This is a genomic window from Bordetella genomosp. 13, assembly GCF_002119665.1.
GTDB lineage: Bacteria > Pseudomonadota > Gammaproteobacteria > Burkholderiales > Burkholderiaceae_B > Bordetella.
The window spans coordinates 1513520-1528049 of record NZ_CP021111.1; the positions used below are offsets into that span (position 1 = coordinate 1513520).

A 14530-nucleotide genomic window follows, 5' to 3' on the forward strand; every position below is an offset into this window, starting at 1 on the left:
ACGCGTACGTCGTGCGCTATGGTACGCCGGCCGGACGCGTCTCGCGCCACGCGATGTAGACGCCGCTGGCGGCGATGACGACGGCGCCCACGCATACCGCCAGGCCCGGCGCATCGCGCCAGATCAGCCAACCCAGCAGGGTCGCCCACAGCAGCCCGGTGTAGTCGTACGGCGCCACCACCGACGCCGGTCCGATGCGAAAACCCTGCGTGATGAAGGTCAGTCCCAGGGTGCTGAACACCGCCACGGCGGCGAACCGGGGCAGGTCGCGCCACAGCACCTCTGTCCAGAACCACGGCGCCAGCACGGCGCTGCACACCAGCTGCGCGGCCACGATGTAGAACATGGTGGTCAGCATGCCTTCGCCGCGGCCGATGGCGCGCGCGGTGATCATCATGAACGCGTAGAGCAGGGCGGTGGTGAGCGGCAGCAGGGCCGCGGGCTGGAAGCTGGCCGAGCCGGGCTGCACGATGACCAGCACGCCCGCGAAGCCCGCGCACACGGCCAGCCAGCGCGCGCCGTCCACGCGTTCCTTCAGCACCAGCACCGACAGCGCCGTGACGAACATCGGCGCCGCATACGAGATGGCGGTGGCCTCGGCCAGCGGCATGGCCTGCAGGCCCAGGTAGAAGCAACAGGCCGACACCACGTTGATCGCCCCGCGGCCCAGGTGCAGCCAGGGATGCCGCGTGCGCAATGCGCGCCGGCCGCCGCCCAGCGCGGCCACCAGCGCCATGACCACGGGCAGCGCGATCGCGGCGCGCAGGAACAGGATCTGGGGAGGGCTGTAGCGTTCGCCCAGCAGCTTCGCGACGGCGTCGCTGACGGTGAGGAACATCACGCCGGCGGTCACGCAGGCGATGCCGGCCAGCGGCGAGGCCTGGCGGGATGCGTCTTCCATCGCGGCGCTCAGGCAGGCGCGCGCCAGGCCGCCCACGCCACCAGCGCCCACGCCGCCAGGAAGGCGACGCCGCCCAACGGCGTGACGGCGCCCAGCCAGCGCGTGCCGGTGACGGCAAGCACATACAGGCTGCCGCAGAACAGCACGATGCCCACGAACATGAGCACCCCTGCGGCCGACAGCAGCGGCGAACCGTAGCGCGGGACCAGCAGCGCCACCGCGAACAGGCCCAGCGCGTGGACCAGGTGGTACAGCACGCCGGTCTGCCATACCGCGAACAGGTCTTGCGACAGCGTGTTGCGCAGACCATGCGCGCCGAAGGCGCCGGCGCCCACGGCGGCGATCATGTTGAGGGCGGCGAGCACGATGAATTGGCGGTCGGTCATGGCTGGATTGCGGCATGCGCAAGACGGGAAGCCGCCTATGATAGCGGCATCGCAAGCCTCTCCTTGCTTATCGATCCGGGAATTTCCTCATGCCGCGTTGCTTCTCTTTTCTGGGCCGCCTGACCTTGGCGGCCGCCGTACTGGCCTGGGCCGGCGCCGTCCACGCGGCCTCGCCGGCCCCGCTGCGCATCGGCGTCATCGCCAGCGTGGCCAACCAGGCCACGGAGATCGCCATCGAAGAGGCGCGCCGACAGGGATTGGAGGTGAAACTGGTCGAGTTCAGCGACTGGGTGCTGCCCAACATCGCCGTGGCCGACGGCTCCATCGACGCCAACTTCTTCCAGCACGAACCCTTCCTGCAACTGTTCAACAAGAGCCGGGGCGCGAACCTGGCGCCCATCGCATACGGCTATTCGACCACCATCGGGCTGTTCTCGAAGAAACTGAAGCGCGGGGACACTGTGCCCGAGGGCGCGTCCATCGCGGTGCCCAACGATCCGGTCAATACGGGCCGGGCGTTGCTGCTGCTGCAGTCCATCGGACTGATCCAGCTGCGGCCCGGGGTGGGCCACCAGGCCACGCTGCAGGACATCGCGGCCAATCCGCGCAAGCTGCGCCTGGTGCAATTGGAAGGATCGCAAGCGGCGCGTACTTTCGACGACGTGACGGCGTCGGTGACTTACACCACCTTCGCCAAGCATGCGGGCATCGATGAAAAGGACGGTCTGGCCTTCGACAACACGGATCCGGACACGGTGCGTCGCTATGCCATCCGCTGGGTGGCCAAGCCCGAGCGCGCGGACGACCCGCGCCTGCGGCAGTTCATCCGCATCTATCAGGAATCGCCGCAGGTGAAGGCCACGCTGCGCCGCCTGTATGGCGACCTGATCGACTTTCCGTGGTGACACCGCCGGCAAGGCCCGGGCGCCGGGCCGGCGCCGCCTGACCCGGCCGTCGCGTCAGGCGGGCAGGCCCAGCAGTTCGCCCATGCGCATGGTGCGGCCCGGGGCGGTGTCGCCCGCCCAGCGCACGCGTCCGGGGCCGAACAGCACGACGACCGTGGACCCCAGCAGGAAGCGCCCCATTTCGGCGCCCTTGTCCAGGCGCACCGGCACGGTGGCGTCAGGATCGTAGCGGGTGCTGCGCACGGCGCGGCGGTGCGGCGCGACGCGGCCGGCCCAGACGGTTTCGATCGAAGCCACGATCATGGCGCCCACCAGCACCACGGCCATGGGACCGTAGGCCTCGGTATCGAACAGGCACACGACCCGCTCGTTGCGTGCGAACAGGCCGGGCACGTTGCGGGCGGTAAGCGGATTGACCGAGAACAGGCGGCCCGGCACGTACACCATCTCGCGCAGGGTGCCTGCCACCGGCATGTGCACGCGATGGTAGTCGCTGGGTGACAGGTAGATGGTGGCGAAGCTGCCGCCGGTGAACGGCGCGGCGCGTTCGGCGTCGCCGCCCAGCAAGGCATTCAGGCTGTAGGAATGGCCCTTGGCCTGGAAGACGCGGTCGCGATCGATGGCGCCGAACTGGCTCATGAAGCCGTCCGTGGGGCACAGCACCGCACCGGCGTCGCGCGCCAGCGGCCGGGCATCGGCCTTCAGCGCGCGCGTGAAGAAGGTGTTGAAGCTTTCGTAGGCCAGCGCGTCTTCGAGCAGCGCCTCGCTCATGTTGACGCCATAGCTATGCACGAAGTTGCTGATCAGGCGGTTCTTCAGCCAGGGCTCGCGGCTGTCGGCAAGCAGGCCCGCCAGACGCGACACCAGGTGGTGCGGCGCGAGATATTGGCTGGCCAGAAATAGCGTGTCTTTGATGGGCATCTAACGTGGTGATGACGTAGGCGCGGGAAGGAGCGCCCGACCGGTCAGTGTAGCGCGCGCGGCGCGTACTCAGGCCTGCGCGTCGCCCTCGGCGTGGGCGGCCGGGACGGCGGTCTCCGCAACGGGCGCGCTGCCGCCGTCGCCATTGGCGTCGCGGTCGGCCAGATATTCGACGGGCACGCCGTTGGGCACCTGGGTGACGCGATCGCGGTGGATGCTGCGGCTGATGAAGTTCGCGCGCCGGGCGGCCGCGTTCTGCAGCAGCACCGACAGCACGCAGCCCTTGTCCTGGATCCACTTGACCTTGCCTCGCAGCAGGCGCATGGCGTTGTCGGCCGTGCCCAGGCGGTAATTCATGCCGTTGATCTGCGTGGACCCGCGGCCGTCGAAAGAGGCGGGGGGCAGATCGGTGATGGCGGCCGCGTCGAGATTGTTGGTGTCGTGCTGCACGCGGTACACAAATTGCAGACCGCTGTGCGGATCCTTGACCACGATGAGCTTCTCCGCGCCGGCAACATCGGAAAACATTCCAACTACGACAGATTCTACGAGCTGGTTGCCGCGTTGCTCTTCGGTGTATACGAACAGGGTGCGCTGATGACTGGCGATGTTGCTCATGGTCTCGCTACAGGATGGGCGTGCCGACGGGGATGCAGGCGAGCGGAGTTTAACGCAAGAAATGTAAAGATGTAACTAATTCTACCAAACCTGAGACGGATTCGGCCCGCGACGCTGCGGAACTTTTCCCCAGTGGCCGATTCATATTCAGGTTGTTGTAAGAAAGGCTAAACTGGCGCCTTGGCGCGTCGATCGGCTGGAGCCCCGGCGCATGGGCCGAGACGAATTTTGGATGGACTAGGAGTACTTTCATGAATCAACAGGATCGCGACGCAATCGAAAGCATCTTCACCCGCCTGCAGCAGGTCGAGCGGCAAGGCGCCCCGCGCGATGGCGAGGCCGAGCGCTACATCAGCGACCGCATCGCCTCCCAGCCCGGCTCGGCCTATTACCTGGCGCAGACCGTCATGGTGCAGGAGCAGGCGCTGAAGGCCGCGCAAGAGCGCATTTCGCAGCTCGAAGGCGCGAAGGCCGGACAGTCCGGCGCTGCGCCGGCGGCCGCGGCCGGCGCCCTGGGCGGCGGCCAGGGCTTCGGGCGCACGGTGGGAGCGCTGGGCGAGCGCGGCCAGGGCGCGGCGCCCGCCGCGGCCAGCGGCCTGTCCGCCAATGCGGGCTTCGGCCGTAGCGCCGGCGGCGGTTTCCTGGCCGGCGCCATGCAGACCGCGGTGGGCGTGGCCGGCGGCCTGATGCTGGGCAATCTGCTGGGCGGATTGTTCGGCGGCAACGAGGCCCAGGCGGCCGAGACGCCCGCCGAGCCCGCGCCCGAGGCCGCGCAGGAAGATCCCGCCGCCGACCAGGGCGGCTATGACGACGCCGGCTTCGACGACGGCGGCATGGACGACATCTGACTTTTTCCCTTTTCCCGCGGGCGCCCCTAGGGGCGTCCGCGTGATTTCTGCGGCCGGATGATCCGGCCATTCCATCAATCCGACACGATCGTCTACAGACAAGACATTTTTCCGGGAGGTTAAGACGTGCTCGAGTTTCTTCAGACGCTGAGCTGGGCCGCGGTGTTCCAGATCATTCTCATCGACATCCTGCTGGGCGGGGACAACGCGGTGGTCATCGCGCTGGCCTGCCGCAACCTGGAACCCAAGCAGCGCATGCAGGGCATCCTGTGGGGTACCGCCGGGGCCATCGGCCTGCGCGTGGTGCTGATCGCGTTCGCGCTCACGCTGCTGACCATCCCGTACCTGAAGATCGTTGGCGCGCTGCTGCTGCTGTGGGTGGGCGTGAAGCTCCTCATTCCGGAGGACGAGGGCCATGACAAGATCAAGGGCGGCGCGTCGATCTGGGGCGCGGTGAAGACCATCATCGTGGCCGACTTCGTGATGAGCCTGGACAACGTCATCGCCATCGCCGGGGCGGCGCAGGGCGCGCATCCGGACCACCAGATCGGCCTGGTCATCTTCGGCCTGGTGATCAGCGTGCCCATCATCATCTGGGGCAGCACCCTGGTGCTCAAGCTGATCGACCGCTATCCGCTGGTTGTCACGTTCGGCGCGGCGCTGCTGGGCTGGATCGCGGGCGGCATGCTGGTCACCGACGTGGTCGTCGTGGAGCAGTTCGGCGAAGTGTCGGGCGCGACGAAGATCGCGGCCGAGGTCGTCGGCGCGCTGCTGGTGGTGGGCCTGGGACGCTTCTTCGCCGGCCGCAAGAAGAGCGCCGCCTCGGTCACCGAGTCGGCCTGACGCAGGCCATGCCGGCGGCGCTGCCGCCGGCATGCCGCTTGCGGCGCTACGGGACGTTGATCCCGACGGGCGGTCTGTCGCTGGACGGACCGCCCGTTTCTTTTTTGCAAGGAGAGCGCATGAAAGCAAGTCAGCTCCACAGCCCACGTTCGCGTCGCGCATCGCGCGGCGCACTTCCTTCAATCTTCGATGTCAAGGAGACCGATCATGGGTGATTTCGCAACGCTGACCGGCGCCCAGGTACGCGGCGATGACGTGGTGTTTTCTTTGGAGACGGGAGGGGTGGTGCGGCCGTTCGAGATATCGGGCGATGCGCTGCGAGAGCGTTTCGGCGCAGCTGACGGCAGCGGCAGCGAATTGCTGAAGGCCTTCGAGAGGGCCCGCGACTCGATCCAGGAACTTGCCAAGAAGGCGCAGTGGGTGCCGGCCGAGGGCGTGATAGAACTGGGTACCGGCGATTTCGACGTCGACTGAGGGTAAAGCAAATCGCCCCCCGCGGGCCGGGGGGCGAGGACGTCGTCAGGCGGTTGACGCCTCGAGGTTCGTCTGGGCGATGGCCATGGTGGTGAGCTTTTCGTCGGTGCTCTTCTCTTCGGCCAGGGTTTCCTTCAGCAGCTTCTCGGCGTCGTTCAGGCCCAACAGCTTGGCGTAGGTGCACAGCGTGCCGTAGCTGGCGATTTCGTAGTGCTCGACCTTCTGTGCGGCAGCGATCAGGGCGGCGTCGCGCACCGGGCCCTTCTCGACTTCCTCGATGATCTCGGCGCCTTCTTCCACCAGGCCTTCCATGGCCATGCACTTCACCCGCTTCAGTTTGAAGTCGGCGCCTTCGACGATGCGGTCGATGCGTTCCACTTGGCCCTGGGTTTCTTCCAGGTGGGTGCGGAAGGCCTCGGCCAGTTTGGGGTCCGTGGCCGCGCGCGCAAGCTTGGGCAGGGCGCGAGTCAACTGCTTCTCGGCACTGTATACGTCCGACAGTTCATGGATGAACAGGTCTTTCAGGGTCTTGGCAGTGGCCATGTGTTTCTCCGGAATGATTCAGTAAGGGGACTTGCTGTCCGCGCCCTTGTTCGCAAATGCCGTTCCTGAACCTTGCACGGGGGAAGCGGCGGTCATCCGGCCGCCGGCGCGTTCCGTCAGTGTCGAAGGCCAGCGATATTTGCACGCGTGGGTAAATTCGATCGGCGGTGTGGTCGACGTTGCCGGCCCTGGCGAGCCTTTCCGGCCCCTTATCCGAACACCGCGGCGGCACGGGTGTGCCATCGGTGCAGGCACGGTGTTTGCGGATAGGTGTGCTCCGTTAAATCTCCCAAGGAGCTTGCTCATGAGATCCCGGAAATACCTGAATGAAATCGTGGCTGCCGCCCTGGTAGCCGGTGGCATGACCTTTGGCGGCGCTGCTCTGGCGCAGACCTCGTCGACCCAACCGACGGCGGCTCCTCCCAACACCCCGTCCAAGACGCCGAACGACACGACGGCCACTCAGCCCAACACGCCTCCGGCTCCGGGACGCCAGCCTGCCGCTCCGACCGACGCCCCGGCCGGTGGTCCTCCCACCCAGAACCAGAGCAGCACCGGCACGTACTCGCCCAGCACGGGCGCGCATATGCAGGGTTCGGGCACGCAGACCGGCGGTTCGACGATGGCTCCGCGCGAGCGCGGCATCAACGACAACGTGCCGGCCGGCCAGCCCGGCGGCGGTTCGCCCCCTCCGGGATACCCCAACACCGGCGGCTCGAAGTAAGCGATAGCGGACTTCGGCCCCCGCAAGGCCAGGCGGCGCTTCTTTTGAAGCGCCGTTTTTTTTGCCTGGTGTGGACACCGCCGCGCCAACGATCCGGAGGATGGGAGCCGGGCGGAAAGAAAACGGGGCGACGGCGTGGCCATCGCCCCTGTCATGCCCGCGCGAGGCGGGTCCAGGCGGCACGTCTCAGCTTTGGCGGCGCATTTCGGCCGGCGGCAGCTTCATCTGTATGCGGTACTTGGACACCGTGCGGCGCGCCACCACCACGCCGTTGCTGGCGAGCCTTTGCGCCAGCACCACGTCGGACAAGGGCATGCGCGGATCTTCCTCGTCGATGTATTCCTTGATGAGCGCGCGCACCGCGGCCGCGGAACACGAGCCGCCCGTGTCGGTGCCCAGTTCGCGCGAGAAGAAGTGGCGGAACTCGAACAGGCCGCGCGGGGTGCTCATGTACTTGTTGGCCGTGGCGCGAGAGACCGTGGATTCGTGCATCTCGAGCTCGTCGGCCACGTCGCGCAGCATCAAGGGGCGCAAGGCGACGTCGCCGTATTCGAAGAACGTCTGCTGACGTTTCACGATGGCTTCGGCCACGCGCCGGATCGTGACGTAGCGCTGCTCGACGTTGCGCACCAGCCAGCGCGCCTCCTGGAGCTCCTGCGCCATCGGGCTGCGTTCGTCCATGCGCGCACGATGGAAGAGTTCGGCATAGGTGCGGTTCAGGCGGGCCTGCGGCATGGCCTGGCGATTGGCCACCACCTGCCAGCGCGAGCGCACCTTGCTGACGATGACGTCAGGCACCACGTAGTTGGGCGCGTCGGCCGCGTAGCGGCGACCCGGCTTGGGGTCCAGGCCGCGCACCACGTCGCAGGCGATCTGCAGCAGCTGTATGTCGGCGCCGAGCAGGCGTTGCAGCCCGGTCAGGTCGTTGCGCGCCAGCCGGTCGAGGTGGCCGCGCACGATGGCGAGGGCGACGTCGCGCACGTCCTCGCGCAGCGCCGGCTGCGCGTACAGCTGCAGCGACAGGCATTCGGCAAGGTCCCGGGCGCCCAGCCCCGGCACGTCCAGCTGCTGCACCAGCTTCAGGGCCGCCTGCCATTCCGAGGCGTCCGGCGGGGGGTCGAAGGCGGCGCCGTCCGCGAGCTCGTCGAGTTCGGTGTGCAGGTAGCCGTCGTCGTCCAGCGCGTCGACGATGTGTTCCGCCAGCAGCCGATCGCGCAGGCTCAGCGGATAGTTGCCCAGTTCGCTTGACAGTCGGTTCCGCAGCGATACTGGCGCCGCGATCCATTGGCTCAGATCGGTGGCGGGACCGTCGTTGCGCGCGTGCGTGGGGTAATCGCCCGAATAGGTGTTGTCCGCGACGTTCAGTGTGGGATCGGCTACGTCGGGTTGCGGCTCGGGAGCGGCCTCGGGGGGCGCTTCGGCTGCCGCGCCGTCTGCCGCGGCATGGGACGTCTCTTGGTCGGGAGTTGCGGCGCCGTTGCCGCGCTCGGCGTCTTCCCCGTCTTCGAGGAAAGGATTGGTCGCCAAAGCGTCTTGCACGGCAGTAGTGAACTCTAGTGCCGACATCTGCAACAGACGTATGGATTGTTGCAGGCGAGGCGCCAGCAGGGTCTGCTGACGCATGCGGAGTTCTTGTGCTGCATGTGCCACGAAACTCTCCTCGAATTACAAGCGGTGTGATGTCCTATGTTGGTTGGTCAGATGGCGCCATGGGCATCCAGCCCATACGCGTTCAAGCGGTTGTACAGGGTCTTCAGGCTGATACCCAGCGTGGCCGCAGCGCGCCGCTTGTCGCCGTGATGCAGGGCCAGGGTGGCCGAGATCAATTCGCGCTGCGCTTCACTGAGCTGGGTGCCAACCGCGAAGGCCAGCGAATCCGCGCCGCGGTCGGGCGGCGGGGTGCGGTGAGTGGGAACCAGGTCGTGCTGCAGCACATCGTCACACATAAGGTAGGCGCGTTGCACGACGTTGCGAAGTTCCCGGACATTGCCGGGCCAGTCGTACGCCTCCATGGACTCGATCAGCCGCTTGCCCAGCTGCTTCTGCGAACCGTACCGGCGGTTCAGGTCGTCCAGCACCTGTTCGGCCAGGAACACAATGTCCTCGACGCGTTCGCGCAGCGGAGGGACCCGCACGGGAATCACCAGCAGGCGGTGCAGCAGGTCTTCGCGCAGCAGCCCCTGCGCCACGGCCTCCTGCGGGTCGCGGTTGGTGGCCGAGATGATGCGCACGTTGGTGCGCAGCACGTCGGTGCCGCCTACGCGGCGGTAGGTGCCGGTTTCGAGCACGCGCAGGAAATGCGCCTGCATGTCGATCGGCATTTCGGTGATTTCGTCCAGGAACAGCGTGCCGCCGCTGGCATGCTCGAAGTATCCGGGCGTGCGCGCCAGGGCGCCGGTGAAGCTGCCTTTTTCGTGGCCGAACAGTTCCGCGTGCGCCAGCGTGGAGCTGACCGCGCCGCAGTTCAGCGCGATGTAGGGACCGTCGCGGCGATCGCTGAGGGCATGGATCTGCTGCGCGATCATGTCCTTGCCCGTGCCGCTTTCGCCGACCAGGAACACGCTGGCATCGGTCGGGGCCGCCCGTGAGATCAGTGCTTGCACCTCGCGCATGGCTGCGCTGCGTCCCAGTGCGGGGGCAGGGGCGCTTTCTTGGCGGGATGAGGTATCTTTCAACATCGGAAAATCCTTGGGGGGCGGCTCGGACGCGGCCTTCTCAGCAAATGGTAGGCCCAAGGCCGCGCAGCGATGCGACGAAATGCAAGGAGTCGAAAACGTTCTTCCCTTGTCTCGATTATTTACGTCGCCGATACGCGCATCGTTGTACGCTGAACGTCCGACTTCACTGCCCGGCGAAAGGCGGGCGGTGTATCCATCCTACTGTGTGGTCGTGCGCGGTGTCCGTACGCAGGCTGGACACTTCGGCGACCAGACGGCCGCAACACTGACAGAAAGATCAAGCGTTACGGAGTACCAATGCCTCATCTACTGATCGTCGACGATGACGACGATGTGCGGGACGTCCTGTCGGAGATCGCCCGTGAAAGTGGCTACTCGGTTGCAGGCGCCGCCTCGCTGAAAGAGGCCTTCCTGCAGTTCGAGCGCCATCTGCCCGATCTCGTGCTGACCGACGTCCGGCTGCCCGGCGCCAGCGGCATGGAAATCTTTGAAAGAATTTCCGGAGCCAGCGTGCCGGTGGTCGTGATCACGGGCTACGGAAGCCTGGACAGCGCGGTCGAGGCGCTGCGCTGCGGCGCCACCGATTACCTGGTCAAGCCGGTATCCATGGAGCGCCTCCAGCAAATTCTGGACCGCGTGGCGAGCCAGGCCGGCGACGCGTCCGGCGGCTGGGCCGTGCAGGAGCCCGGGCGCATGGGCCAATTGGTGGGCGCCTCTCCGCTGATGGAGCAGCTCTACCAGCAATTGCGCCGCGTGGCCCCGACCGACGTGACCACACTGCTGGTGGGCGAGAGCGGCACGGGCAAGGAGTTGGCCGCGCATGCGGTGCACGCCCTCAGCCCGCGGCGGCGCGAGTCATTCGTGGCCGTGAACTGCGGCGCGATTTCGCCCAACCTGATCGAGAGCGAGCTGTTCGGCCACGAGCGCGGCAGCTTCACCGGCGCGGAGCGCCAGCACAAGGGCTACTTCGAGCGCGCGGACAAAGGCACGCTGTTCCTCGATGAAGTCACCGAGATGCCGATGGACCTGCAGGTGAAGCTGCTGCGCGTCCTCGAGACGGGCCGCTTCATGCGGGTGGGCACCAACCGCGACATCTCGTGCGACGTGCGCGTGGTGGCCGCCACCAACCGGGATCCGGAACAGGCCGTGCGGGAAGGGCGCCTGCGCCAGGACCTGTACTACCGGCTCAGCGTATTTCCCGTGCACCTGCCGCCGCTGCGCGAGCGCGGCGAGGACGTGATGCTGCTGGCCGAGCGCTTCCTGGATGCGCAGAACGCCGAACACGGCACGTCCAAGAAATTCTCCGACGCGGCGCGCGAGGCCATCCGGGCCTATGCCTGGCCGGGCAACGTGCGCGAACTGAAGAACTTCGTGCGGCGCGCGTACATCATGGCCGACGGCACGGATCTGCAGGCCGATACGCTGATGCCGCAGGTGTCGCCGGGCAAGGGCCGCGAGGAAGCGGGCGGGCGCATCGTGGTGCCGGTGGGCGTGACGCTGGCCGAGGCCGACCGGCGCCTGATCCTGGCCACGCTGGAGCGTTGCGGCGGCGTGAAGAAGCAGACGGCCGAGGTGCTGGGCATCAGTGCCAAGACCCTCTACAACCGGCTCGAAGAGTACGAACTCACCGGTTACGCGGCGCCGGATCCCAAGGAAGGCGACGCCGCCGACGGAGGCCGCAAGGAAGGCTGAGTCTTCCCGCCGGGCATGGGTCTTGCGGCCCCGGCGGGCGCGCCCCTTTCTTTTCTGGGCGCGCCTTTTTGGGAGACCGCATGGACACCGTTTCCGATTTCATCGTGCGCCGCCTGACGCAATGGGGCATATGCCGCGTGTACGGCTACCCGGGCGACGGCATCAACGGCATGATGGGCGCCCTGGGCCGGGCCGGCGATGCGCTGGAATTCGTACAGACCCGCCACGAAGAAACCGCAGCCTTCATGGCCTGCGCGCATGCCAAGTTCACCGGCCAGATAGGCGTGTGCCTGGCCACGTCCGGCCCGGGCGCCATACATCTGTTGAACGGGCTGTACGACGCCAAGCTCGATCACCAGCCCGTGGTGGCGCTGGTGGGCCAGCAGGCCCGCAGCTCGCTGGGCGGCGATTACCAGCAGGAAGTCGACCTGGTGGCGCTGTTCAAGGACGTGGCGCACGACTACGTGCAGCTGGCCTCCGATGCATCCCAGGTCAGGCACCTGATCGACCGCGCCATGCGCATCGCCCTGGAGCGGCGCGCCGTGACCTGCGTGATCCTGCCGAACGACGTCCAGGAGATGCCCGCGGTCGAGAGTCCGCCGCGCGCGCATGGCACGGTGCATACCGGCATCGGGCTCACGTCGCACGCGGCGGTGCCCCACCGCCAGGCCCTGGAGAACGCCGCGTCCATCCTGAACTGCGGCGAGCGCGTGGCCATACTGGTGGGCGCCGGCGCGCTCAAGGCGGGGCAACAAGTGCAGGAGGTGGCCGAACTGCTGGGGGCCGGCGTGGCCAAGGCCCTGCTGGGCAAGGCGGTGCTGCCGGACGACCTGCCGTACGTCACCGGGTCCATCGGCCTGTTGGGCACGCAGCCCAGCTGGTATCTGATGAACGAGTGCGACACGCTGCTCATGGTGGGCACCTCGTTTCCGTACGGGGAATTCCTGCCGCCCGAAGGCCAGGCGCGCGCGGTGCAGATCGACATCGACGGCCGCAACATGAACTTGCGCTACCCGGTCGAGGTGGGCCTGGTGGGCGACAGCCGGCTGACCCTGTCCGCGCTCGTTCCCCTGCTGGAGCGCAAGACGAAGCGCCAGTGGCGCGAGCAGATCGAGTCCCGCGTGGCGCGCTGGTGGTCCACCATGCAGGCTCGCGCGATGGTCGAGGCCAAGCCCGTGAATCCGCAACTGCCGTTCTGGGAACTGTCGTCGCGATTGCCGGACGACAGCATCATCACCTGCGACTCCGGGTCCGCCGCCAACTGGTACGCGCGCGACGTGCGCCTGCGCGACGGCATGATGGCGTCGCTGTCGGGCGGCCTGGCCACGATGGGGTGCGCGGTGCCCTACGCGCTGGCGGCCAAACTGTCGCATCCCGCGCGTCCGGTGATCGCCCTGGTGGGGGACGGCGCCATGCAGATGAACGGCATCAATGAACTGATCACCATCGCGGACCGCTGGAAGCAGTGGCAGGACCCGCGCCTGGTGGTGCTGGTGTTGAACAACGGGGACTTGAATCTGGTCACGTGGGAGCAGCGCGTGAATTCGGGCAGTCCGCGCTACGAACCATCGCAGTGGCTGCCGTCTTTCCGGTATGCCGAGTACGCGCGGCTGCTGGACCTGGGCGGCATCAAGGTCGAGCGGCCGGAGCAGGTGGGGCCGGCCTGGGACGCCGCGCTGCGCGCCGACCGGCCGACCGTGATCGAAGTGGTCGCCGATCCCGAGGTGCCGCCGATTCCGCCGCATATGGATCTCAAGCAGGTGAAGGCTTACATGCAGGCGCTGCGGCGCGAGGGACGCACCGGCGGCGAGGCGCTGCGCGCGACCCTGAAACAGTGGTGGGCCTCGTAGCCGGCCCCCGGCACGGTACTTGCGGCGCAGGCCGTTTCAAGCACGGCGCTCGCGAGGCCGTGTGCAACCAGCAGAAGGAGATTCCATGTTTTTCCGTACCGAACATGACCGCACGTCCGAGTCCCGTCTCCGCGTCAAGCGCAGCCTGCGCGACCTGACCCATGGCGCCGACGAGCTGCTGCGCGCCACCGCCTCGTTCGGCGGGGCCGAGATGGAGTCGGCGCGCGACCGGCTGAAGCAGCAGCTGGAACGCGCGCGCGAACATAGCGCCGGGTGGGAGCGCTCGGCGGTGGACGGCTACCGCCGTATCGCCGGTGCCGCCGACGGCTACGTGCACCAGAACAGCTGGAAAGTCATCGGGATCGGCGTTGCCCTGGGCCTGCTGGCGGGCATATGCCTGATGAGCGACCACAGCCGACGCCGCTGACGGGATTGCCGGCGCCGCACGGGTGGCGGCGCCGGGTCTTTACAAGGCCAGGTAAGAAATTCAGGACGCCGCAGCGCGGCCTGGCCCTGCGACACAGAAAAGCGCGCCGGCGTCACTCGACAGGAGGTCGCCATGGCTGCGAAACCGTCATCCGACACCACCACCGACACTGCGCGGCGCCCGCAGGGCAACGAACAGGGCGAGTCGCGCGAAAAACAACCCGGCCAGGACAAGCACACGCGCCAGACCGGCCGCTTCGGCGCCGACGAGCCCGATTACGGGCGTTCGGAAGGCGACAAGCCCAACCCGGGCAAGGGCGGACGCGCCAATCCCCAGGGGCCCGAGTTCGAACAGGGCGGCAGCTATCCCGGCGCTCGACAGAGCAGCGAGAAGGATGCCGCCAGCACCGGCTCATCCGAGCCGCGCGGCGATCGCAAACGGGGCTGAGTCTCCCTCGCGCACAGCCGCCCATCCAGGAGAACGCGCATGACTACCCCCTCAGTGAAGAACACCGAACGCGGCGATCGTCCCGCCGGCGACGATGCCGGGCCCAAGGACGTGCAGAACCGTTCGCTGAACAAGCGCCCCGTCGATGCCAACAGCCTGCCGGCGAAGGGCAGGTTTCCGCCCGGCGTGGACGCCGAGGACGTTGCCGACCCGGGCCGGCAGACGCCGGACGCGCCGCCCGTGGACAACCGGTCAGGCAACCGGTCGTAGGGC

The 14530-nt window shown here is 67.5% G+C and carries 17 protein-coding genes; 10 read left to right on the forward strand and 7 right to left on the reverse strand.

The annotated features are described in order from the left end of the window. Positions 1 to 16: 16 nt before the first annotated feature. Entirely contained in the window at positions 17 to 901 is an 885-nt protein-coding gene (locus tag CAL15_RS06720; protein ID WP_086080968.1) for a DMT family transporter, read from the reverse strand. An 8-nt stretch (positions 902 to 909) separates the two neighbouring features. Continuing rightward, on the reverse strand, positions 910 to 1287 hold the full coding sequence (locus tag CAL15_RS06725; RefSeq protein WP_086077873.1) for a DUF423 domain-containing protein: 378 nt from the start codon (positions 1285 to 1287) through the stop codon (positions 910 to 912). Positions 1288 to 1376: 89 nt separating this feature from the next. On the opposite strand from CAL15_RS06725, the gene CAL15_RS06730 reads away from it, so the two are divergent. Continuing rightward, positions 1377 to 2192: a MetQ/NlpA family ABC transporter substrate-binding protein gene (locus tag CAL15_RS06730; protein WP_086077874.1), complete on the forward strand. Its 816-nt coding sequence runs from the start codon at positions 1377 to 1379 to the stop codon at positions 2190 to 2192. 54 nt (positions 2193 to 2246) lie between these two features. Here the strand turns inward: CAL15_RS06730 and asd are convergent, their stop codons facing one another. Together asd and CAL15_RS06740 are read right to left on the reverse strand one after the other, a co-directional pair. Then, positions 2247 to 3113: an archaetidylserine decarboxylase gene (gene asd, locus CAL15_RS06735; protein ID WP_086077875.1), complete on the reverse strand. Its 867-nt coding sequence runs from the start codon at positions 3111 to 3113 to the stop codon at positions 2247 to 2249. Between the two features lie 69 nt (positions 3114 to 3182). Next, on the reverse strand, positions 3183 to 3731 hold the full coding sequence (locus CAL15_RS06740; RefSeq protein ID WP_232468139.1) for a hypothetical protein: 549 nt from the start codon (positions 3729 to 3731) through the stop codon (positions 3183 to 3185). Between the two features lie 251 nt (positions 3732 to 3982). Here CAL15_RS06740 and CAL15_RS06745 point away from each other — a divergent pair, with 251 nt between their 5' ends. The 3 genes from CAL15_RS06745 to CAL15_RS06755 all read left to right on the forward strand — a co-directional run bounded on the left by CAL15_RS06745 (position 3983) and on the right by CAL15_RS06755 (position 5896). After that, entirely contained in the window at positions 3983 to 4579 is a 597-nt protein-coding gene (locus tag CAL15_RS06745) for a DUF2076 domain-containing protein (protein ID WP_086077876.1), read from the forward strand. A gap of 126 nt (positions 4580 to 4705) precedes the next feature. Beyond that, on the forward strand, positions 4706 to 5422 hold the full coding sequence (locus CAL15_RS06750) for a TerC family protein (RefSeq protein ID WP_086077877.1): 717 nt from the start codon (positions 4706 to 4708) through the stop codon (positions 5420 to 5422). Positions 5423 to 5629: 207 nt separating this feature from the next. Continuing rightward, positions 5630 to 5896, forward strand: a complete 267-nt coding sequence (locus tag CAL15_RS06755; protein ID WP_086077878.1) for a DUF1488 family protein — start codon at positions 5630 to 5632, stop codon at positions 5894 to 5896. 45 nt (positions 5897 to 5941) lie between these two features. Here CAL15_RS06755 and CAL15_RS06760 read toward each other — a convergent pair whose 3' ends face one another. Further along, the gene (locus CAL15_RS06760; RefSeq protein ID WP_086077879.1) at positions 5942 to 6439 is read right to left on the reverse strand and encodes a YciE/YciF ferroxidase family protein; all 498 of its coding nucleotides are present in this window, start codon (positions 6437 to 6439) and stop codon (positions 5942 to 5944) included. A gap of 304 nt (positions 6440 to 6743) precedes the next feature. On the opposite strand from CAL15_RS06760, the gene CAL15_RS24365 reads away from it, so the two are divergent. Then, entirely contained in the window at positions 6744 to 7163 is a 420-nt protein-coding gene (locus CAL15_RS24365) for a hypothetical protein (protein ID WP_157666613.1), read from the forward strand. 186 nt (positions 7164 to 7349) lie between these two features. Here CAL15_RS24365 and CAL15_RS06770 read toward each other — a convergent pair whose 3' ends face one another. Together CAL15_RS06770 and CAL15_RS06775 are read right to left on the reverse strand one after the other, a co-directional pair. After that, entirely contained in the window at positions 7350 to 8813 is a 1464-nt protein-coding gene (locus CAL15_RS06770) for an RNA polymerase factor sigma-54 (RefSeq protein ID WP_086077880.1), read from the reverse strand. Between the two features lie 47 nt (positions 8814 to 8860). After that, positions 8861 to 9775: a sigma-54 interaction domain-containing protein gene (locus CAL15_RS06775; RefSeq protein ID WP_232468141.1), complete on the reverse strand. Its 915-nt coding sequence runs from the start codon at positions 9773 to 9775 to the stop codon at positions 8861 to 8863. Between the two features lie 363 nt (positions 9776 to 10138). Here CAL15_RS06775 and CAL15_RS06780 point away from each other — a divergent pair, with 363 nt between their 5' ends. The 5 genes from CAL15_RS06780 to CAL15_RS06800 all read left to right on the forward strand — a co-directional run bounded on the left by CAL15_RS06780 (position 10139) and on the right by CAL15_RS06800 (position 14527). Further along, positions 10139 to 11533, forward strand: a complete 1395-nt coding sequence (locus CAL15_RS06780) for a sigma-54-dependent transcriptional regulator (protein ID WP_086077882.1) — start codon at positions 10139 to 10141, stop codon at positions 11531 to 11533. 80 nt (positions 11534 to 11613) lie between these two features. Continuing rightward, on the forward strand, positions 11614 to 13383 hold the full coding sequence (locus tag CAL15_RS06785; RefSeq protein WP_086077883.1) for a thiamine pyrophosphate-requiring protein: 1770 nt from the start codon (positions 11614 to 11616) through the stop codon (positions 13381 to 13383). Between the two features lie 85 nt (positions 13384 to 13468). Further along, positions 13469 to 13810 (forward strand): DUF883 family protein, encoded by a 342-nt coding sequence (locus CAL15_RS06790; protein WP_086077884.1) that lies wholly within the window; start codon positions 13469 to 13471, stop codon positions 13808 to 13810. A gap of 132 nt (positions 13811 to 13942) precedes the next feature. Further along, entirely contained in the window at positions 13943 to 14257 is a 315-nt protein-coding gene (locus CAL15_RS06795; RefSeq protein WP_086077885.1) for a hypothetical protein, read from the forward strand. Positions 14258 to 14296: 39 nt separating this feature from the next. Beyond that, positions 14297 to 14527 carry a hypothetical protein gene (locus CAL15_RS06800; protein ID WP_157666614.1) on the forward strand — a complete coding sequence of 77 codons (231 nt, stop codon included), beginning with the start codon at positions 14297 to 14299 and terminating at the stop codon, positions 14525 to 14527. The last annotated feature ends 3 nt before the right edge of the window (positions 14528 to 14530 follow it).

Coding starts and splice junctions, on each gene's coding strand:
- CAL15_RS06720 (WP_086080968.1), bottom strand. CDS start 901: ATGGAAGACGCATCCCGCCAGGCCTCGCCGCTGGCCGGCATCGCCTGC.
- CAL15_RS06725 (WP_086077873.1), bottom strand. CDS start 1,287: ATGACCGACCGCCAATTCATCGTGCTCGCCGCCCTCAACATGATCGCC.
- CAL15_RS06730 (WP_086077874.1), top strand. CDS start 1,377: ATGCCGCGTTGCTTCTCTTTTCTGGGCCGCCTGACCTTGGCGGCCGCC.
- asd (WP_086077875.1), bottom strand. CDS start 3,113: ATGCCCATCAAAGACACGCTATTTCTGGCCAGCCAATATCTCGCGCCG.
- CAL15_RS06740 (WP_232468139.1), bottom strand. CDS start 3,731: ATGAGCAACATCGCCAGTCATCAGCGCACCCTGTTCGTATACACCGAA.
- CAL15_RS06745 (WP_086077876.1), top strand. CDS start 3,983: ATGAATCAACAGGATCGCGACGCAATCGAAAGCATCTTCACCCGCCTG.
- CAL15_RS06755 (WP_086077878.1), top strand. CDS start 5,630: ATGGGTGATTTCGCAACGCTGACCGGCGCCCAGGTACGCGGCGATGAC.
- CAL15_RS06760 (WP_086077879.1), bottom strand. CDS start 6,439: ATGGCCACTGCCAAGACCCTGAAAGACCTGTTCATCCATGAACTGTCG.
- CAL15_RS24365 (WP_157666613.1), top strand. CDS start 6,744: ATGAGATCCCGGAAATACCTGAATGAAATCGTGGCTGCCGCCCTGGTA.
- CAL15_RS06775 (WP_232468141.1), bottom strand. CDS start 9,775: ATGCGCGAGGTGCAAGCACTGATCTCACGGGCGGCCCCGACCGATGCC.
- CAL15_RS06780 (WP_086077882.1), top strand. CDS start 10,139: ATGCCTCATCTACTGATCGTCGACGATGACGACGATGTGCGGGACGTC.
- CAL15_RS06785 (WP_086077883.1), top strand. CDS start 11,614: ATGGACACCGTTTCCGATTTCATCGTGCGCCGCCTGACGCAATGGGGC.
- CAL15_RS06790 (WP_086077884.1), top strand. CDS start 13,469: ATGTTTTTCCGTACCGAACATGACCGCACGTCCGAGTCCCGTCTCCGC.
- CAL15_RS06795 (WP_086077885.1), top strand. CDS start 13,943: ATGGCTGCGAAACCGTCATCCGACACCACCACCGACACTGCGCGGCGC.
- CAL15_RS06800 (WP_157666614.1), top strand. CDS start 14,297: ATGACTACCCCCTCAGTGAAGAACACCGAACGCGGCGATCGTCCCGCC.